General features: G+C 59.0%; 19 protein-coding genes. 13 read left to right on the forward strand and 6 right to left on the reverse strand.

What is annotated here, in order from left to right; translation table 11 throughout:
* Complete coding sequence (locus FHX03_RS31725; RefSeq protein ID WP_183780580.1) at positions 1–324, forward strand: hypothetical protein; 324 nt, start codon at positions 1–3, stop codon at positions 322–324.
* 178 nt (positions 325–502) lie between these two features.
* Here the strand turns inward: FHX03_RS31725 and FHX03_RS31730 are convergent, their stop codons facing one another.
* Positions 503–937 carry a hypothetical protein gene (locus FHX03_RS31730; RefSeq protein ID WP_183857134.1) on the reverse strand — a complete coding sequence of 145 codons (435 nt, stop codon included), beginning with the start codon at positions 935–937 and terminating at the stop codon, positions 503–505.
* A 373-nt stretch (positions 938–1310) separates the two neighbouring features.
* Entirely contained in the window at positions 1311–2177 is an 867-nt protein-coding gene (locus FHX03_RS31735) for a helix-turn-helix domain-containing protein (RefSeq protein WP_097629675.1), read from the reverse strand.
* A gap of 102 nt (positions 2178–2279) precedes the next feature.
* Here FHX03_RS31735 and FHX03_RS31740 point away from each other — a divergent pair, with 102 nt between their 5' ends.
* The 9 genes from FHX03_RS31740 to FHX03_RS31780 all read left to right on the forward strand — a co-directional run bounded on the left by FHX03_RS31740 (position 2280) and on the right by FHX03_RS31780 (position 11957).
* Positions 2280–3596 (forward strand): alpha-glucosidase/alpha-galactosidase, encoded by a 1317-nt coding sequence (locus FHX03_RS31740; protein ID WP_183780574.1) that lies wholly within the window; start codon positions 2280–2282, stop codon positions 3594–3596.
* Positions 3597–3757: 161 nt separating this feature from the next.
* On the forward strand, positions 3758–4552 hold the full coding sequence (locus tag FHX03_RS31745) for a DeoR/GlpR family DNA-binding transcription regulator (RefSeq protein WP_183780571.1): 795 nt from the start codon (positions 3758–3760) through the stop codon (positions 4550–4552).
* A complete protein-coding gene (locus FHX03_RS31750) occupies positions 4549–5508 on the forward strand; it encodes an N-acetylglucosamine kinase (protein WP_183780568.1) in 960 nt (319 codons plus the stop codon). Before FHX03_RS31745 ends, FHX03_RS31750 begins: the two co-directional genes overlap by 4 nt.
* 34 nt (positions 5509–5542) lie before the next feature.
* Positions 5543–6799 carry an ABC transporter substrate-binding protein gene (locus FHX03_RS31755; protein ID WP_183780565.1) on the forward strand — a complete coding sequence of 419 codons (1257 nt, stop codon included), beginning with the start codon at positions 5543–5545 and terminating at the stop codon, positions 6797–6799.
* On the forward strand, positions 6796–7713 hold the full coding sequence (locus FHX03_RS31760; RefSeq protein WP_183780561.1) for a carbohydrate ABC transporter permease: 918 nt from the start codon (positions 6796–6798) through the stop codon (positions 7711–7713). Before FHX03_RS31755 ends, FHX03_RS31760 begins: the two co-directional genes overlap by 4 nt.
* Positions 7713–8570 (forward strand): carbohydrate ABC transporter permease, encoded by an 858-nt coding sequence (locus FHX03_RS31765; RefSeq protein WP_088675162.1) that lies wholly within the window; start codon positions 7713–7715, stop codon positions 8568–8570. Before FHX03_RS31760 ends, FHX03_RS31765 begins: the two co-directional genes overlap by 1 nt.
* Before the next feature lie 11 nt (positions 8571–8581).
* Positions 8582–9535, forward strand: a complete 954-nt coding sequence (locus FHX03_RS31770; protein ID WP_183857136.1) for an SIS domain-containing protein — start codon at positions 8582–8584, stop codon at positions 9533–9535.
* The gene (locus FHX03_RS31775; RefSeq protein ID WP_183857138.1) at positions 9532–10830 is read left to right on the forward strand and encodes a D-tagatose-bisphosphate aldolase, class II, non-catalytic subunit; all 1299 of its coding nucleotides are present in this window, start codon (positions 9532–9534) and stop codon (positions 10828–10830) included. The genes FHX03_RS31770 and FHX03_RS31775 overlap by 4 nt, the downstream gene beginning before the upstream one ends.
* 65 nt (positions 10831–10895) lie before the next feature.
* Positions 10896–11957: an ABC transporter ATP-binding protein gene (locus FHX03_RS31780; RefSeq protein WP_183780548.1), complete on the forward strand. Its 1062-nt coding sequence runs from the start codon at positions 10896–10898 to the stop codon at positions 11955–11957.
* A 749-nt stretch (positions 11958–12706) separates the two neighbouring features.
* On the opposite strand, the gene FHX03_RS31785 is transcribed toward FHX03_RS31780, so the two are convergent.
* Together FHX03_RS31785 and ligD are read right to left on the reverse strand one after the other, a co-directional pair.
* The gene (locus FHX03_RS31785; protein WP_312865352.1) at positions 12707–13093 is read right to left on the reverse strand and encodes an HD-GYP domain-containing protein; all 387 of its coding nucleotides are present in this window, start codon (positions 13091–13093) and stop codon (positions 12707–12709) included.
* Positions 13094–13358: 265 nt separating this feature from the next.
* Complete coding sequence (gene ligD, locus FHX03_RS31790) at positions 13359–14336, reverse strand: non-homologous end-joining DNA ligase (RefSeq protein ID WP_183857141.1); 978 nt, start codon at positions 14334–14336, stop codon at positions 13359–13361.
* A 680-nt stretch (positions 14337–15016) separates the two neighbouring features.
* Here ligD and FHX03_RS31795 point away from each other — a divergent pair.
* The 3 genes from FHX03_RS31795 (at position 15017) to FHX03_RS31805 (ending at position 16405) form a co-directional block, all read left to right on the forward strand.
* On the forward strand, positions 15017–15394 hold the full coding sequence (locus FHX03_RS31795) for a thermonuclease family protein (RefSeq protein ID WP_183857143.1): 378 nt from the start codon (positions 15017–15019) through the stop codon (positions 15392–15394).
* A 69-nt stretch (positions 15395–15463) separates the two neighbouring features.
* The gene (locus tag FHX03_RS31800; protein ID WP_183857145.1) at positions 15464–15664 is read left to right on the forward strand and encodes a hypothetical protein; all 201 of its coding nucleotides are present in this window, start codon (positions 15464–15466) and stop codon (positions 15662–15664) included.
* Between the two features lie 525 nt (positions 15665–16189).
* The gene (locus FHX03_RS31805) at positions 16190–16405 is read left to right on the forward strand and encodes a hypothetical protein (RefSeq protein ID WP_183857147.1); all 216 of its coding nucleotides are present in this window, start codon (positions 16190–16192) and stop codon (positions 16403–16405) included.
* 117 nt (positions 16406–16522) lie between these two features.
* Here the strand turns inward: FHX03_RS31805 and FHX03_RS31810 are convergent, their stop codons facing one another.
* Positions 16523–16978 carry a hypothetical protein gene (locus FHX03_RS31810; RefSeq protein ID WP_183857148.1) on the reverse strand — a complete coding sequence of 152 codons (456 nt, stop codon included), beginning with the start codon at positions 16976–16978 and terminating at the stop codon, positions 16523–16525.
* A gap of 209 nt (positions 16979–17187) precedes the next feature.
* Entirely contained in the window at positions 17188–18126 is a 939-nt protein-coding gene (locus FHX03_RS31815; protein WP_183857150.1) for a hypothetical protein, read from the reverse strand.
* Positions 18127–19743 lie beyond the last annotated feature (1617 nt).

A 19743-nucleotide genomic window follows, 5' to 3' on the forward strand; every position in this document is an offset into this window, starting at 1 on the left:
GTGGTAGAAATCAATATCGAATTGCTGGTCGGTCGCGCCGTCTCGTCTAGAGCAGGGAAAACAATTGGCCACATCGAAGAGGTACGAGCCGAACGAGACGGACCCGACCTTATTATAACTGAATTCCATATCGGCTCGTACGCAGCCCTGGAACGCATGTCTGCGTCGCCGATAGGTGCAGAATTACTAGATCTCTTTCGCCTCCGCCGTGAACCGCGCGGCTTTCGCATACGATGGGATCAAATCGAACTCGGCAAGGCCGAGCTAAAGCTGCTTTGCGATGAATCCGAACTCACGGCGCTGGACCGCCGTTCCGAAAGGTAATTGGACTCTGCCGACCAGCGATATTAGGCCATTTTTGGCTCATCGCCGACCACTTTGACCCGGAATGGTTCGATCTGTCGGTGGTGGACATGGATGTGCGCAACGCTCCATCGGCGACTTTGGGGTGCTGCCTGAAATTGCTCGTGGTCGCGATGTAGACGCATCGCAACTGGCGCAGTTACTGTTCGTGCAGATCCTGCGGGCACAGATGAAGGGTAGCGGCCGCCGCGACCGACAGCCGGAAGGACAAGTTCGGCTTCCGGCGGTTCGAAGCCAAGGATGGCTTCCTGCACCTGAACGGCATGCACTTGCGCCTATCCGCTTTGCCGCCGACGATGACGGCCTCTCCGAGCGGTTGTCGGCCCTTGGTCACGCGATGGTTTCGCCGAACGAGGCGGATGTCTTCGTCACTGGAGACATCGATGCCGCACGCGTCGAGGCGATCCATTCCGGTCAGCGCGTATTGCAGATCGTTGCCAAGGATCCCGGCCGCCTTCGCGACGACACGCCACCGCGCGACGGTCCGATGTCGATCGAGATCGATGCGGGCGGCGGCGGCATGCTTTCCGGCCCATATTTCAGCTTTCCAGGCTATGGCCTGGTCAACCGTCATAAATCAATCTGGCGCGGCGATGGGTCGGCAACTTCTCCTGGCTGCGCAGGGACGGCGTTTTCGCTCATATTCCGGGCGGTCCGCTATTCGACATGTCTTTCACCGGCGTCGTGCCGCACCAGTTGATGACAGGCTTCCGTCCCTAGGAATTCCAAGGTCGCGTCCATGCCGGTGTCGTCGTCGGCTGGGTTCACAAACCTGCCGCCTTCATCATCGAAAAACGGCTCGGCCGCGGCAAGCTGGTTGCGACCACCTTCCGGCTGAACCAGGAGGCACCGGATATCGACCCACTGGCCACGGCGCTCTACGACGGCCTCCTCACGCTCGCCGCAAGGCCGTGAGCTGCGCGACAAACGAGCCTGTCACGACAGGCTCAGCCGGCCTCGGCTTTCCTCCCGCTCACCGATTCGCGGAAATGACGCGGCGTGGTCCCCGTCCGCTCCTTGAATATCTCGTAAAAGCGACTGCTGGAGCCGAAGCCGCAGTCAAAACCGATCTGCAGGATGGGATCGTCGGTATCCGTTAGAAGCTGCATCGCCCTCGCCACCCGGTATCGGATCAGATATTCGTTGACCGATATTCCGAGGACCTTCCGGAACGCACTGTTTGCCGTGCTCGGATGCATGTTTGCGAGCCTGGCGAGCTCGGGAACGCTGATCGGGTTCGCATAGTGAATATTGATCAGGTCGCTCAGCGATTCGACATGCCCGACGGCCTGGCCTGCCAGAGGCGCCGGAGCTGATTGTGTCGCGGCATTTTCCGGCTCGCCATTATCGAGGATCAGGCGTCGTATGCGCAATCGCACTTCCTCGACGATCAGTTTCCGCCGTGCATTGCCTCCTGACTGCCATTCGCTTTCCCACCGCGGAAACATCGAAGGATCAGACGTTTCCTGATCTCCCTGTGTCAGGAAACGCCCCTGCATGATCGATTGCCGTGCCCCTCTGTCTATGGGCAGAGCAAGAAAATCGACGAGGGGGAGATAGACGCACACGAGGGGCGCGTTTTCGGTCACGGCGATCGTCTGGTGCGGGATCGCCGCCCAGAACAGGACGAGCCGCCCGGCCGCCACCTGTTCCTGCCTGCCGTTGAAAAGATAGGTCATCCGGCCATCCATCAGCAGGTTCAGCTCGACATGGTCGTGCCAGTGCGCTGCAGCCATCGCATCGGCTATGTGGCGCTCGATCAGGAATTCGCCTCTCGATGCGATCCACTCGGTTCGGTCGTGACTGCGCTTCATTTTCTGGTCCCGACTCGAATTCCGGAATTATTCGTCTGAGCGCCGGAAGAAATTCTGATTCAGAAGGAGCATCAAGCAATCACAACCGATAGGGAGATTGCAATGCCGAAGATTTGCCTTGTGGGTGCCGGCAGCACCGTGTTCGCGCAGAATATTCTTGGAGATGTCTTATCCTCGCAAAGCCAGGGGAGCTACGTCATCAGTCTGTTCGATATCGATCCGGAGCGATTGAAGACTTCTGAAATCGTTGCTCGCCGGATCTGTGAAGCGATCGGGCATTCCAGCGTCAGGATCGAAGCCACCTTGGACCGGCGTGAGGCTCTTCGCGGATCGGACTTCGTAATCCTCATGATGCAGGTCGGCGGCTACAAGCCGGCGACCGTGACGGATTTCGAGGTTCCGAAGAAATACGGCTTGCGTCAGACGATCGCCGACACCCTTGGCATTGGCGGCATTTTCCGTGGCTTGCGGACGATCCCGGTCCTGGAGGCGATCTGCCGGGACATGCAGGAAGTCTGCCCGCGGGCTCTGCTGATGCAATATGTGAATCCGATGGCTATTAATTGCTGGGCAATCAAGGAATTCGCGCCTGACATACGAACGGTCGGCCTGTGCCACAGCGTGCAGCACACTGCCGCCCAGCTTGCAGATTGCCTTGGCGAAGACGTCGCCGACATCAACTACCTGTCTGCCGGCATCAACCACGTCGCCTTCTTCCTGAAATATGAGAAGGTTCACAGCGATGGCCGAAGGGAAGACCTTTATCCACGGCTGAAAGCCTTGGCGAACGAAGGCGCCATCCCGGCCGATGACCGCGTTCGCTTCGATGTGCTCAAGCGCCTCGGCCATTTCGTGACGGAGTCGAGCGAACATTTCTCGGAATATACTTCCTGGTACATCAAGGAAGGCCGCAGTGACCTGATTGACCGGCTCAACATCCCCTTGGACGAATATATCCGTCGCTGCGAAGTGCAGATAGGCGAATGGCATGCCCTGAGGCGGGAACTGGAAGGCGAGAGGCCGATCGAGGTCTGCCGCAGCAACGAATATGCTGCCGGCATCATCCAAGCTGCCGTAACCGGCACCCCTGCCCTGATCTACGGGAACGTCCCAAACAACGGCCTGATCGAGAACCTGCCCGACGACTGCATCGTGGAAGTGCCTTGCCATGTCGACAGGAACGGAATTCAGCCTGTTCGCATCGGACGGATTCCATCTCAGCTGTCCGCCGTCATGAACCTGAGTGTTTCAGTTCAGCGGTTGACCGTTGAAGCCGCTCTCACAAAGAGCCGCGAGCGTATCTATCAGGCCGCCCTCCTGGATCCTCATACCTCCGCCGAACTTTCCCCCGATCAGATCTGGAACCTTGTCGACGATCTTATCGATGCACATGGCGATCTCCTGCCCGAATATCACTGACGCGTGAGCCATAGCTGTTTCCATGGAACGCGCCGCGATACTCGCGGCGCGTTTTCCTTTGCCTTATCGACAAAACATCAGAAAGGATCAAAAATCTGATTGACTCTGATCATATTGAGTGGAAGTGTGATCGATATAGAGAAAACTCTCGGAGGCTTTCAGTGAACCAGGCAGGCGGAATGAAGGTCGATCGTCTGGATGCAATCCGCAGCCATCTCTATGCGAACGGCTTTTCCACCATCCAGGCACTTGCTGACGCCATTGGCGCGTCGCTTGCTACGGTGCGCAGAGACCTGCAGATCCTCGAGCAGGAAGGAGCGATCGATCGCGTGCACGGCGGGGCCCGCATCGCGCAAGGCTCTTCGGTCGAGGTCGCCTTTCAGGAGCGGGAAAAACGTCACCTGTCGGCCAAGCGCGCCATTGCGACTGCTGCCCATGAATTGCTGCATCCGCGCACGGCGATCTTCCTCGATGCGGGCACCACGGTGCTGCAGCTCGCGCGCCTCATCAGGATCAACCCCACGCCACTCAGGATCTTCACCAATGGCCTGACCGTGGCGCAGGAATTCCTGAACATTCCGAACCTCGAAGTCATTCTTCTCGGCGGCCAGCTGCGCAGCGAAAACGCGTCTCTCGTCGGACCGCAGGCGGAGGCGATGATCGAGACGATCTGGTTCGACCAGCTCTTTCTTGGCGCAAGCGCCATCAGTCCCGATGGGGCGATCTATAGCGTCGACAGCGCCGAAGCGAGCCTCAATCGCCGGATGCTGGCTCGGTCGGCGAACCGCTTCGTTCTCGCCGATTCATCAAAATTCGGGACGATGGCGACGTACAAAGTGGCGCCGCTGAACACCGCAAAGGTCATTACCGATTCCGCACTTTCGCGCCATTGGCGCGAGGAACTGGCGAATTTCGGTGTCGACGCAACGATCGCGCAGCTGGGGCCCAAGGAATGAGCGACGAGCTGGTCCTCGGTATCGATGGTGGCGGAAGCAAGGTCGTCGTTGCCGTTGCAGACCGGACCGGCCGCATTTTGCGCTGTTCCCGCGGTCGCGGCGTCAATCCCATGGACAATCCGAACTGGCTGGAAGAGCTGGAGCGGCACCTGCTCCCGTTTCGTGACGAAACGAAGTTGATGGCGGTCGCCGCGGGGCTTCCCGCCTATGGTGAGGTCGCACGCCTGTCCGCCTTGCAGCGCGATGCGATCCAGCGCGCCTTTCCGAATGTTCGTCGCGAAGTCCTGAATGACGTCGATGCCGCCCATCTCGGCGCCTTCGCGGGCAAGCCGGGGATACTCGTTCTCTCCGGTACGGGTTCCATGGCCTGGGCGCGTAACGAGGCGGGCAAATCGGAACGAACCGGCGGCTGGGGCGATCTGATCGGCGACGAAGGCAGCAGTCACTGGATTGGGCAGCGGGCGCTCAACCTCGTCAGCCAAAGCCTGGACGGGCGCGCGCCGGCGACAGCCCTGGCGGCGGCCCTGTTCGACCGACTCCACATCGATCCTGCCGATCCGATGAACGGGCTTGGCGACTGGGCGAGTTCGCTCGAAAATCCAAGGGCAGAAATTGCAGCGATTTCAGCTCTCGTGGATCGGGTAGCGAGCGGGGGTGACGAGGGAGCCGTGAGCCTGCTGGAGCAGGCAGCCGACGAACTCTCGAAACACCATCACGCGATTTCGCGTCATTGCCGGACAGATGCCGATTGGACCTATGCTGGCGGCACGTTTTCCAGCCGGCTCCTGCTGGAAGCGCTCGGACGCAGGATCGGCAAGGCTCCGGCGCCACCGAAACTCCCCCCCATTGGCGGCGCCCTTCTGGCTGCCGCCCAACTTCTCGACTGGCCTTTGGACGAAGGCTGGTTCGGGCAAATCGCGGCCACTGCCCAGGGCATCGGCACGCACGCAGTTTAATCCGAGCATCAAGAAAACAATGAAGGATGGGAACATGCACAAATTAATCTTGCGACTACTTGCGTCGGCGGCTCTGGCCATTGCCATGCCCGCCCTCGCTGACGACGCAAAGCCGCTCGCCGGCCAGTCAATTACAGTATTGATGCCGTCACCCCAGGGGCCGACCATTGCGGCAGACTTCGAAGCCGAGACCGGCATTCACGTCGACCTGCAGACGCTCTCCTGGGACGATATCCGGCCGAAGCTGGTGACGGCTCTGGTCGCAGGCACGGCGCCGGCCGACGTGACCGAATTCGACTGGTCATGGACAGGGCAGTTCAGCGCCGCCGGCTGGTTCCTGCCGCTCAATGACGTGATCGATGCCGACAGCGTCAAAGACATCGGCGTGGCGAAGATTTTCACCGTCGATGGCAAGCTTCTCGGCGTTCCCTATACGAACGACTTCCGCGTGATGCTGATCAACAAAAAGCATTTTGCCGATGCCGGCGTATCGGAAATGCCGAAGACGCTCGACGACCTCGTCGCGGCTGCCAAGAAGATCAAGGAAAAGGACATCACGCAATATCCGATCGGCCTGCCGGTTTCGGCAACGGAGGGCGCCTCGACGAGCTGGTATCTGTTGACGAAGGCTTTCGGCGGAGAGCTTTTCGACAAGGACTTCAACCCGCTTTTCACATCCCCCGACTCGGCTGGTTACAAGGCGCTCGCTTTCGAACTCATGCTTCTCAAGGAAGGGCTCGTCGATCCGGCATCCACCGGCCTCAAGGACAGCCAGATCAACGAAAGCATGTTCGGCCAGGGCATCACCAGTATCATGATCTCCGGCGAGCCCGGACGCCTCGGCCAGATGAACGATCCCAAGCAGTCGAAAGTCGCCGGCCAGGTGGAAGCCATCCTGGTGCCGACCGCGAGCGGCGAAACGCGAAGCTTCGGCCTTCCCGAGGCGCTCGCCATTCCGAACGTCTCTCAGAACAAGGATGCGGCGATCGCCTTCGTGAAGTGGTTCACGAGCAAGGACTTCCAGAAGAAGAATGCTGCAAACGGCTTCCTGCCGACACGCACGTCCGCGCTCTCCGAGTTGAACCAGGACGGCAAGTTGAATAGCGGCGATGTACTGGTGGCGCAGTCCAAGACCGTGGAGCCGCTTTTCCCGCAGGGCACGCCGCCTTGGTATCCGCAGTTCTCGAGTGGCGTGAACACTGCGATCAACAGCGCAGCCAAAGGCCAGATGAGCGTCGACCAAGCCATGGAGGCGATCGCTGCCGCTGCCAAGCAGGCGATGGCGCAATGACCGCCTTCGCATCTGAAGGCCTGTCAAGCAAGCGTGGGGTCGGCTTCAACGCCGACACCACCCTCGGGCTTCTGCTGATTTCCCCGATCGTTATCACGATGGCCGCGCTTGTCTTCTATCCCGTGGGCCGAACGGTCTGGGACAGTCTGCACAGGGTCAATCCCATGCAGGCCGGCACGCCCTTCGTCGGCCTGGAAAATTATGCAAGGATGCTCTCCGACGGCCAGCTCGCGACGACCTGGAGCAATACGCTCATGTATGTCGTCCTGGCGGTTATCGCGGAAACTGTCTTCGGCGTGCTTTCGGCGGCGCTGATCAACCAGATTAAGGTCGGGCGCCAATGGGTTCTCGCCGCGGTGATACTGCCTTGGGCGCTGCCTGGGGTCGTCAATTCCGTCATCTGGCTTTGGATTTATCAACCCGGCGCCGGCCTGCTGAACGGCATTCTGTCCGCACTCGGACTCCCCTTCGAAAATCACGTCTGGTTCAACGATCGAACCAGCGCGATCGTTGCCGTGACCATCGTTCACGTCTGGCGGATGATGCCGCTGACGATCGTGATCGTTCTGGCTGCAATGCAGAGCATCCCTGCGCATCTCTATGAGGCCGCGCGCATCGATGGCGCCACGCGCTTCCAGATGTTCGGCCTGGTGACACTGCCCCTGGTTCGAAGCGCAATCGCCGTGGCGATGACGAACGCAACGGTAAATGCCTTCAACCTCTTCGATGAAGCCTGGGTCCTGGCTGGAGCCAGCCTCGAGACAAGGCCGGTGCTCGTCCAGATCTACCTGGAAACGTTCCAGAACCTCCGCTTTTCCTATGGGATGGCGCTGTCGGTGGTGATCACGCTCGTCTCTCTGCTGATCTCGCTCGTCTACGTCCTTCGCGTATACCGCAACACACGGTTCGACTGATGAAAGCCACCCTAACCTATCGACTGATGATCTGGGCCGGCGTCCTGGTGCTGCTGATCTGGTCCCTCGGACCAATCTACTGGACCATCGCGAGCTCGGTTACGCCAAGCGAAGACTTCTCGGTCCGGCCCATCAACTTCTTCCCGCAGCACTTCACCCTGGATCATTATTCGCGACTGTTCGGCATCGACATTGCCCGAATCGGAGGGGTCGAAGTCTTCAAGCAGTTTCGCGCTGCCTTGCTGAACAGCGTTGTCACCGCGGTCGCCGCCACGCTGCTCTGCGTTGCGATATCTGCGCTTGGAGCCTACGCCTTCACCCGGCTTCAGTTCCCCGGCAGGAAGGCGATCTTCGTTGCCGTCGTCGCGACGCTGGCCATTCCCGCCTACGCGGTCCTGATCCCGCTCTACCAAATCATGATCAAGCTGCACCTCGTCGATACCTATGTTGGCATCGCTCTGATCTACGTCTCGGCGTTTCTGCCGCTCTCGCTCTGGCTGTTGCGAAGCGTGTTCGAAGCTCTTCCGATCGCGCTCGAGGAAGCGGCGCAGCTCGATGGCGCTGGCAGGCTTTACATCTTCTTCAACATCGTCTTGCCGCTCGCCGGACCGGGACTGACGGCGGCAGCGATCCTGACCTTCCTGGGCGCCTGGGGACAGTATCTTGTCCCGCTCATCTTTTCACCGCAGGCGACGAAGCCGTTGACCGTGCTCATACCTGAATTTGTGACGAAGAACTTCATCGACTACGGGCTGATTACGGCCAGCGGCTCGATCGCGATCGTCATCCCCGCCCTCGTCGTCATTTTTCTCAACCGTTATCTCGTCAGCGGCCTGCTGGCTGGTTCGGTCAAATAATCGGAGACTTCATGAATACGACCGAAAAGGTTATTTTCGAGCAATTTCCCTATTGGGAGAAAGCCATCGGTGCAAATCCGGCCGATAGCAGTTCCAAGTTACTGGTCTTCGTCGGCTGCGGCACGTCCTACAATCTCGCGCTCTCGCTTGCAGCCTACTCCAACCTCGCCGGGCGAAAGGCGATTGCGGTGCCTGGCGCCGAATGGGAAAGCCGGCCTTCGGCATTCTGGCCCGACTGGCGCGACACCCATGTCGTGGCGCTGTCGCGCAGCGGTGAGACGACGGAGACAGTCGCTGCCGCAAAAGCGAGCCGGGCCGCCGGCGCATTCGTCACTGCCGTGACGGTCGAGCCGGAAAGCTCTCTTGCCAAGAATTGCGATCGGATGATTTCTGCCGAGACCCATTCTGACGAAGGCATCGTCATGACGGTGTCGGCGAGCCTGATGGTCCTTCTTGGCCTGCAGATGATCGGGCAGCATGTGCCGAGCTCCGTTGTCGGCGCCGCCCGCAAGATCGCCGGCGCTCTCGATCGTGTTCTTCCCGCCATGATCGCCGATCGGACGCACTTCGTATTTCTCGGCGGAGGTCCGTTGTTCGGCATCGCTCTGGAAGGAGCGCTGAAGCTCATGGAAATGAGCCAAATCATGACGCAAGCCTTCCACCCCCTGGAATACCGTCATGGACCGATCAGCCTTGTCGACGAAAAGACCGCTGTCGTGATGCTTTACAGCTCGGACCAGCGGGAGGCCGAGACGAAGCTGGCCGGCGAATTGAGAGACAAGGGTGCGGTCGTCATTGGCCTTGGCGGTCCGGGCGATGTCGAGCTCGCCGTGGATGCCGATTTGTCGCTTACAGGTCTGGTCGTCCTGCCGGCGCTACAAGTCCTGGGCGAACGCGCCGCTCAGGCCCGGCAGATCGATACAGTTTCTCCCCGTCACCTGACCAAGGTCGTGAAACTGGCATGACTGCGATCGAAGAGAACCGCCAGACCGCTCTGCAAAAGCTTCTGGGCACGGGAAAACTTGCGCTTCCACGCGGCGTCACCTCGGTCTGCTCCGCACATCCGCTGGTCATCGAGGCCGCACTCCGGCGCGCAGCAGCAGAAGACCGGCCTGCCCTCATCGAAGCCACCTGCAATCAGGTCAATCAAGAAGGCGGGTATACCGGGATGACGCCGGCGGGATTTCGCCGTTTCGTCGAGGACATCGCTGCGGCCGCTGATTTTCCGGCCGAGCGCATCATCCTGGGTGGCGATCATCTCGGCCCGAACCCATGGAGGAAGCTGCCGGCCGAAGAGGCGATGGCGCGCGCGTCTGCCATGGTCGCGGCCTATGTCGAGGCCGGATTTGAGAAGATCCACCTGGACACGTCGATGGGCTGCGCGGGCGAACCGACTGCACTGGAGGACGAAGTGACGGCGGCCCGCGCCGCACATCTGGCAAAGGCTGCCGAAGAGGCCAGTCACCGCGCGCCCCGGCGGCCGCCCGTCTATATCATCGGGACAGAGGTGCCGCCTCCCGGCGGTGCAACCCACGCACTCCGGGAAATCGACATCACGAGGGCCGATGCGGCGCTGAAGACCCTGGCTGTCCATCGGGCGTCATTTGCCGAAGCCGGTTTGGCTTCCGCCATGGAGCGGGTGATCGGCATCGTGGTCCAGCCGGGAGTCGAGTTCGGCAATACCAACGTGGCGCTCTACCAGCCCGACAGAGCGATCGGCCTCATCCGGTCGCTGGACGAAATGCCCGGACTGATTTTCGAAGCGCATTCCACCGACTACCAACCGTCCAGTGCCTTGTCGGCTCTGATCGATGGCGGCTTCGCCATCCTCAAAGTCGGGCCTGGGCTAACGTTCGCGCTTCGCGAGGCTCTCTACGGTCTCGATGCGATCGCCGGCGTGCTTGCCGGAACGACGGCGCAAACCGGACTGGCCGCTGCCATGGAAGCAATCATGGTGGAGCAACCGGCGCACTGGGCAGGTCACTACAGCGCCAGTCCCGAAGAAGAGCGCCTGCAGCGGCATTTCAGCTATAGCGACCGTATCCGCTATTACTGGCCTGATCCAAGGGCCTCCGCGGCCGTGGACGAACTGTTCAGCCGGCTCCCCGGAGACATCCCCGAGACATTGATCAGCCAGTATCTGGCAAGACTATACCCCGACGTGGTGTCAAAGCGGATCGCTCCCAACGCCCGCGAACTTTGCCTTGCGGCCATCGACGCGGCTTTGGCTCCCTACTCTGCCGCGACAGCAATGCAATAAACAATCCTGCAGCCGCTTCCACGAAAGGCTGCCCGTCGAACTGCGAACATCAGCCGGAGAAAATCATGGCGTCAGTAAGTGTGGCGAACGCCCGTAAGAGCTACGGTCACTTCGAAGTCCTGCATGGCGTGAATATCGATATCGAGGACGGCGAGTTCGTCATCCTCGTCGGCCCCTCCGGATGCGGAAAATCGACATTGTTGCGGATGATCGCCGGGCTGGAAGAGATTTCCGACGGCAGGATCTCGATCGGCAACAAGGTGGTGAACAATATTGCGCCGAAGGAGCGCGACATCGCCATGGTCTTCCAATCCTACGCGCTCTACCCGCACCTGACGGTCGAGGCCAATATGGGTTTTTCGCTGAAGCTGGCTAAGGCGCCCAGAGAGCAGACCAAGCAGCGTGTTCGCGAGGCCGCCCAGATTCTCGGGCTCGAGCATCTGCTCGAAAGATATCCGAGGAACCTCTCGGGCGGCCAGCGCCAGCGTGTTGCGATGGGCCGTGCGATCGTGCGCAATCCGCAGGTGTTCCTGTTCGACGAGCCGCTGTCCAATCTGGACGCGAAGCTGCGCGTTCAGATGCGCTCCGAAATCAAACAGCTGCACCAGCGGCTGAAGACAACAACCATCTATGTCACGCACGATCAGATCGAGGCGATGACGATGGCCGATCGCATCGTCGTGATGCGAGACGGATTCGTGGAGCAGATAGGCTCCCCATTGGACCTCTATGACGAACCGGCCAACCTGTTCGTGGCAGGTTTCATCGGATCTCCGGGCATGAATCTCATTCGCGGTCAGGTCAGCGCATCGGGACCTCTTGAATTCATCGCCGATGGTGGCGGGAGGCTACCTCTGCCCCAAGGCGCAGCATTGGCGCGCGGCGCCGAAATCATCTACGGCATCCGGCCTGAGCATATGACGGTCGGACGGGGCCCCGTGACGGCGGATGTCGTCCTTGTCGAGCCGACCGGAGCTGAGATCCAGATCACCGCCAAGCTCGGCGCCGATACCCTTATCGCGACGGTGAGGGAGCGCCTCGAACTGCGCGCCGGGGACCAACTGGTCCTTGCGCCTGACCTCGGCAAGCTGCATCTATTCGATGCCAGGACTGAACGGCGGTTGTGAATTCCCGCGCCCGATGTGATGAAAACAATTACCTCGCGTTTGTCTGGCGCTCTTGGACGGCATCGAAGCGAAAGTGGTTGTTGAAGTCTCGGTGCCCGACCATTGGTGCCCGGCTTTGCTTAACGCTACGATCGTGGCTTACTGGTTGGCATCGGCGGGTTCAGTCCCATCGAAATGTCCTGGCTGGCAGGTGATGCTGCCGCCATAACAGGCTCCTCTAAGGGGGTTGACGGCTTCATCCAAAGGGTCGGCGTTCAAATGCACAACCTTGATCCGGTCGCGCAGGCAAGCATAGCGATATCGACCAATCGCAATCCGCCTGCGCGACATCAGCCGCCGAACCCGCACGCGCTGATGCAATCTGAAACAACGTCGCTGCCCCGGCGGCAGCCTGCGCCAGCTGCGTGTCGCTGCGTAGGCAGGGTCGCCGCAAGCTGCGATCCCAGAGCATGATCTACTGACCAACCATTGTCTAGCTCACACGTAACGAAACCCCGATCTGCGGGAGCAGACCGGCTGGCAAGGCCTCCGTGAGAATGGTGACGAAACCCTCCAGCGCAAGTGCGCATAGCCCGGTGCTGGCAGCAGTGCGTTTTCCGACGTTTTGCTGCATACATGAGATTGTCACCCGCGATGATTAGCTGCTCCAGAGAACGGTCGCTGGCTTCGACGAAGAGGGCGCCCAAGCTGCAACCTGGCCGATAACCGCTCGACGCCAGCGCCCTCGTAAATCTCGGGCAATGTCTGGATCAGTGCAGGGTGCCACTGATGATCATCCTCGAGACGAACGCCGACAAGAGCTTCTGGTCGAAATGTCCGGAAGAGTTCATCATCATGTTGATTGCCTCCGCCTGCGAGAAAGCCCGCTTGTACGGCCGGATGGATGTCAGCGCCTCGTATACGTCGCAAATGGCAGCAACGCGAGCAACATAAGGGATGTCCCTGCCCGACAGGCGATCGGGATAACCGCTGCCATCATAGCGCTCATGATGGAAACGGCAGATATCAAGCACTTCATCCGGCGCCGAGTCCGCTTTCGCCACCATCTCGTAACCCTTTTGCGGGTGAGCGCGGACAAGATCCATTTCCTCGGCGGTTAGCTTCCCTGGTTTGTTCAGGATCTCAGGAATTATCATCTGAGATCGTGTACGAGACCGCCTAGGCCAAGAACACGCACTTCTTCTTGCCCATGACCGAGAACGCGCCCGAACGCGATCATCAAGGCGCTGACCGACTGAGGCAATGATTAGGCCCTCCAGCGTAAGGCACCGCTGCCAGCCCCGCGGACTAGCGGGCTAATATTATAGGTGGTGCGCTTTGTCGCTCGCGCAAGGAGATGGCACGCCTCGGAATCAAGGGGGTAACTTTCCACGATCTGCGCGGGACGGCGATCACCTTTGCCTATGCCAATCTCGACAAGGCCCACGATGAGAAGATCAAGCTAATTTCGGAGATTTCAGGCCATTCGCAGGACGACGCCGAATCGACGGCCGGCTTGGCCATGGTCAGCTTGTCCATCTGTTTCCGGAGATCCGCGGCGGAGCGTTCGTTGAAGCCGGTTCCCACTCCCCCGACATAGACGAGCTCGCCTCCCTTGCGCGCGGCGAGCAGCAGCCGGCCGATACCCCCGAATGATGCCGTCGACATCTCATAGCCGACGATCGCGAAGCCATCGCTCTGGATGCATTTGATCTTCAGCCAGTCGCCGAGGCGGCCGGATCGATACGGGCTGTTACGGTCTTTCGCTATGATGCCTTCAAGGTCGTGTTCGCAAGCGATGCGCAGTAGCTGCTCGCCATCGGCCTCGATCTCCTCTGACAATCGAATAGCGTCCTCTCCGCCGGCGGGCACCAGTCCCTCGAGGAGGTGGCGCCGGGAGGTGAGCTCGGTTCCGGTCAGGTCATGGCCGTCGAAATAGAGAAGATCGAATGCCATGAAGATTGCATCTCTGGACGCCCCCTTGCCCCCTCGCCCGCCCAGCGACTGCTGGAGCATGCCGAAATCGGACCGGCCATGCGCGTCGAGCACGACGGCCTCTCCATCCAGGATCGCCGTTGAGACAGGTAGGCGCCTTGCCTCGGCCAGGATCGCCGGAAAGCGCTCGGTCCAATCGTGGCCGCCGCGCGTCAGGATGCGCACGCCCGACGGCTCGATGTGGACAGCCAGGCGATAGCCGTCCCACTTGATCTCAAAAACCCAATCATCGCCCTTCGGCGGTTTGGCCTTGAGCAGCGCTAGGCACGGCTCGACGCGCGCCGGCATCGGGTCCAGGGGCAGGTTCGGCTGGGCGGGATCTCGGCGCCGGCGCGGGCGGCTTCGGAGCTGCGTGTCGGCTTCACCGAGCAGCGGCAGGGAAGGTTTGCGGGACGGCTTCGCCATGCTGACACTTCAGCAGCGGCGCTCGGAAAAGCAATTTGCCCAAATTCATTAGGTGAGGGCCGGGAACTTTCTGTTGCAACGGCGGGTTTTTGCGCGAGGATGCGCTTTCGTCTGCTCCCCAGCAACTATGGCGCAGCCGCCTTTCCGTCTGTACAAACTAGCCCCGCCATCCAGCGGGGCTTTTTTTGCGGTGAACTCATGATACGGGAACCTGTTCAGGCAGTTATGGGTTGTGACGACGGGCCGCACGGCTTCAGTATCTTGTACTGCTGCACCCCTGTTCGCAGTGGCCGTGCGGTCCACCGGGCCGCTCTGGGACCCCTCATGGCTTAAAAGCCAATTCACCCAGATTGATTATTGAAGCGGCTAGGGCAATGTTCCGGGTATGCCCACTCGATACCAACCACTCTACAAATGGCGCGGCACGAAGATCGACGAACGCGATCAGCCGACGGATCTCGATTGGCTGGGCTATGACGGGGAAATAATCATCGGGAGGATACGAATGGAGAGCGGCGGGCCGAATAACAGCATGTGGCAATGGAGTGTTCTTGGCCCAAGTGTGCGCCGAAGGCTGACGCTCCACCAAGGCTTCGAAGTTGAACCGCGCGAGGCTATTCGAAAGGTCGAGGAATACTATCACCGGCTGATGCGTTTAAACGGAATGCGAGGAAGCAAGGATGATCGATGAACTGATCTTCTGCGCATCGCTGACGGCGGTCGATGGCGACACTGTAAAATGCGACGGGCAAAACATGCGGTTGTTGGGGGAAGGTATTCCGTTCGTCTCGGGCATAGACACGCCGGAGATCGGATCGCACGCGAAGTGCATGAAGGAACGGAAGCTGGCGCTAATCGCCAAGGGAAGGCTGAAAGAGCTACTGGCTGAAAAGGGCTTGCGGATCGTGTCGAGCGGCGCGGTGGACCGGACGCCTTCACACCGGCCGCTCGTCAACATCTACCGAACGAATGGGGAAGAAATCGGCAAGAAGCTTCTTCAGGAGGGTTTTGCGCGGACCTGGCAACCGACGAAGAGGAATGACTGGTGCGACCGATAGTCCACAGCCTCCACGCTTGAACCGGCCCTTTTCCGCCCTACCCTTTTTATAGGGAAAGGGAGGGCTGTCATGATCCCATTCCAGATTGCGCAGGCGCAAAACGTGCTGAACGACGCCGAGGTGGCGCTCTGCCAAAGGGTCTACGACCACGTCGTTTCGCTGAAGCAAATCAACACAGACGCTGAGCGTGAGGATTTAGCCTGCCGGATTATCCAGTCATTCCAGCATGGGGTGCAGGACGAGGCAGCGCTGCTGCGACTCCTAATTTGATCCGCGGCAAAATGATTTGTGCGGAACTGTACGGGAACAGCATCCGCTGAGTGATGGTTAACCGCTTAGATCGCGGGATAGCGTCTGCCCTGCACTGTTCCCGATCCACCCCCTCCACGGGGTTCGGGCCGCGCAGAGGTCAATGGTCCACTCCTTCACCAACCCCTTCTGCGCGGCTACCGGCTTGTGGGCACTTTTGAAGATCCCGCGGCCGCGCCTGCATCGTACGAAACCGTACGGGAACAAAGCAATCGCTTTTCCGTTCGAGCGGCAGGATCGCACAGGTTGCCCTTAGTGACGGGCCGTATGTCAACTCTTCCTTCCTGTGTGATCCGTCCTTTCCAAAATTGCCCCGTCTCGGCGGGGCTCTTTTTTATTGAAGGCGCTGAACAATGGCCGCCCGCGCAGCATCAGAACGTGGCAATCGACGACGTCAATCAATCGGTAACCAGATACACCTGTCACAGGCGCACTTAGGTTGTTTTCTGATATTGTCATCTCGTTGAATTGTAGATCGGAAACCAAATGTCTTCGCCTGCTCTTGTCACCGTTCATAGCTGGCTCCCCGGCACCGTGAATAAGAATTTCATCTCGCTGCAAGCAGCAATTGAATACGCTGGGGAGAACATTAACGAGCTTCAGGCGATCGAGATCCTTGTTCGCACTGGTACCCATCGTTACGCGATCCTTGAGGGCCATCAACTTGCTGCTTTGATTGAAATGGTTTGCACGACCCACTGAGCGGGTGACACGCAAAATGATTGGTGCAGCTGAGCCCAGCTACGCCCGGAATGATAGCTATAATGGAAAGGCCGCTTGCATAGCGGCCTCCTCCTCTTCAAGATTGCGAGGCTTCGTTCAGCCTGCGGACTTGATGCTCGTATTGCAAAGGCTCCAATAGCCGCCGCCCTTCTGGATCCACTTCAGATCGCCGAGCGTGCCGGCATCCTTGGCGGCATGATAGGCGTCGACGCAGGTATGGAGGCGACCCTTTCCAGGCGTCTCGCTCGAATACTTCTTGTCGATCGCCTTCGGGAACTTGACGCTCTTTGGCGCTGCGGCTGTCGGCTTTGCAGGCTCTTTGTCGGTTGTTTTTGCGATGTCCGCTTCGTCTTCCTTATCAGCGGCAGCAGCGTCCGCGCCGCAGAACTTGGCGCGGAAATCATTCCACTTCATGTCTTTGGCGGAGCCATCGGTTTTAGCCGCCTGATATTTCGTGCTGCATTCCTTCATCGTCAGCGCGTGCGCCGGCGTCGACATGATAAAAGCAGCAAGCAACGATCCGGCAGCGGAGAGAAGCAATTTGTGCGACATGTGATTGGCCTCGGTCGATGATGTTGATGTTTCAGTCTCCCTCTTCCGCCTGAGCTGTGACACCGATGACGGAAGGGTTCTATTGGGGCTGCTGCACAATGAACCTTCGATGAACAGCCCTGTGACCATTTGTCGGCGTTGCCGAAGCAGAGGAACGATCGGTGCGATTTGCGGCCTAAGCGCGCCTTAAAAGCGCGAGGACGAGCGGGCTAATATAAAGGTGACCGGCTTTGTCGCTCCCCGACGACAGCAAGCGGCCGCGCCACGGACGTGGCAATGCTCTCCGCAACGTCCGATTGGATATCAAGCGCTGGCTCTTTGCCTATTTCGTCGTCGTAGTTTTCAGCCCAGACGACAGCGCCATCCGACCGCCTCACCAGTCGGGCCGACGATCTTAATCTCTGCCCAGCCATTAGCACGGTGCCCTGGAGCAAATAGAGACCATCTCTTTTACCCGACGTGCTATCGATCTTTACGACGATGTCCGGCAGTGAGACCAGCTTGGTCACCAGTTCGTAGGAAAGGCCTTCAGAGATGGCAGCCACTGCCGGCGTGCTGGGTACCGCCTCAAACGGCTCGACGAGAATCGATGGTTTCGTCGTCGTCGTAGCCGGATTCCGTGCGTCGAGCCAAACCAATAACTCAGCCAGGACGAAAACCCCTATGGTCGCAGCTGTCATAAGCCATTGCCACGGAAGCGTGACGACGGCATTGCGCGCATAAATCGCATTCCTAGGCGTGGGCTGGGGCTTCTGCGCTGGAGCTGTTTCCTGGACGTCCGACACCTCTCTTATCCGGAAGCTTGGCACGTAGGTGCCTATGGGGACGGTGATGAGAACTTCATCTTCCGGCCCCGCGAGCAGGTAGTATCGCTCCAACTCGCGGCGAATGCGAGTGGCCTGTACGCGGACACACGGGTCTCTCTGTGCGTCAAAGTAAACGTCCCGGCCAAATACCGCTTGGGCGATTGTGAAGGCCTTGAGGTATCCTCCTCTCCCATCGAGGGTTTCCTCGACGATGAACTGCAGAAATCTCCGCCCTAGATGCGGCAGGCCGAAGTCACGACTGCTCAATATGCGTTCGAGTTGCACCCTCACTCGATCTGGAGAAGGTTCACTGGTGGAGACAACGGCGATTGCACCTGCCATGGGCTCGCGCTCAGGTTCTAGTTGCGGTGAATGCAGGCGTTCATGCGCAGTGCAAAACAGATTGCCTGCACACGCTCAAAAACGGCAGCGGCACGGCCTTGACCAGCTGTGAACGTCGTAGTGGCAACTAGATCGCAAATGCCAACTACACGCGCTGATGGGCTCGCGACCAATCCACCCCTACACGTTTACAATATTTTTCTAATATAGCAAAGTCGTTGCAGGCGAGATATGGGCTGGATCAATGCGATGGACGACGTCCGGCTGCGGATGCGGAAAAACCGCGAGGAAGCAAGACTACCGCTGAATTGATCGTATCCAACCGCTTTTGCGCGGCCACCTGGTGCAACTAGAAAGTTTAGCGGCCGCCCAACGCACAGGAGACACATTGCCTGGGGTAAGCAATAATCGCTGAGCGGCCAGATGAAACCTTAAAACATATTCTTTTGAGTTCTAGTTGATTTCTTTTCTGGTCATAAACCGCACAATCAATTTTGTTTTACTCGGAATACTTAAAGCCGCAGTTGCAAAAAGTATTGCAAAAAGATATAAATGTAACGCAAAATATTTGTGCAGCGCCTAGATACGCTTATCTACGATAACCCCCACCCTACTCATCCTTGCCGCCGCGGCGATTTTTTCCAATAAATCTACATTGTGTGTCCCATGTGCTTTAACCGGCCGGAAACTGCGGCACATCTACCTCCGGTCATGCAAATCCGCCTGCCAAAGGAGTTTTTTCTTTTATACGGCCGGGAACTGCGGCGGGCCAAAAAGGTTGTCCAGTAAATTGCCGGATGCTTTTCGACCTAGCAATTCACCTATCCCAGAGTTGGGTCGTGCGGAGGCAAGTTTTCGGTCTGCTCCAAGCGACGCTCCGCGCGGCCCGACACCCGAAATCGACGGTATAGCAAAAGCGCCGCGAGACCTGTGATCGTGGGAGGTTGATCTTCAGCCAGTGTCGAAGCTGATCCGCGATCCGTATGGTGCGAAACTGTACGGGAACCGCTTCCTCGGACTCGTGGTTAACCAATTGGATCGTCGAGCAGCGTTTGCCCTGTCTGTTCGCGATCTACCCCTTCCCAGGGGTTCGGACCGCGCAGAGGTTATGGTCTACTCCTTCTTCCAACCGCTTCTGCGCGGCCACCTGGAGCAATTAGAAAATTCAGCGGCCGCCCAACGCACAGGAGAAGTAAATGCTTGGGGTTTAGCAGATCGCTGAGCGGCCGTATGAAAGTTACCAGAAATTGCAAAGCGGTTGTATCGGTAGCAGGCCGCTTTGTACGAAATCGAACACTTCTGCATTTAAACGCTTAGAAAAAAACAATCTCCAGAACGGTCTATGCATTGCAACTAATGAAATTCTCATCATAGTGGATAGTGCCTCGCCAGAGGCGCAGCTTTAAAAACCACCCCCCTTACTGAGCCCCGCGAAGGCGGGGTTTTTCTTCCGGCTGGCGAACTACGTCGGCAATATTCTCTCATTGTATGATTCGACTTTGGCCGGCGGGCTAAATCTCTCTGTCCGAAACCGTACAGGACCTAACAATTGCTTTGCCGGTTAGAGGGACGGATCGCGCGGGTGGCCCTGTGTGACGGGGCCGTATGTAACTCGTC

Origin of the sequence: Rhizobium sp. BK456 (assembly GCF_014194045.1) — a bacterium.
GTDB classification, from domain to species: Bacteria; Pseudomonadota; Alphaproteobacteria; order Rhizobiales; family Rhizobiaceae; genus Rhizobium; species Rhizobium redzepovicii.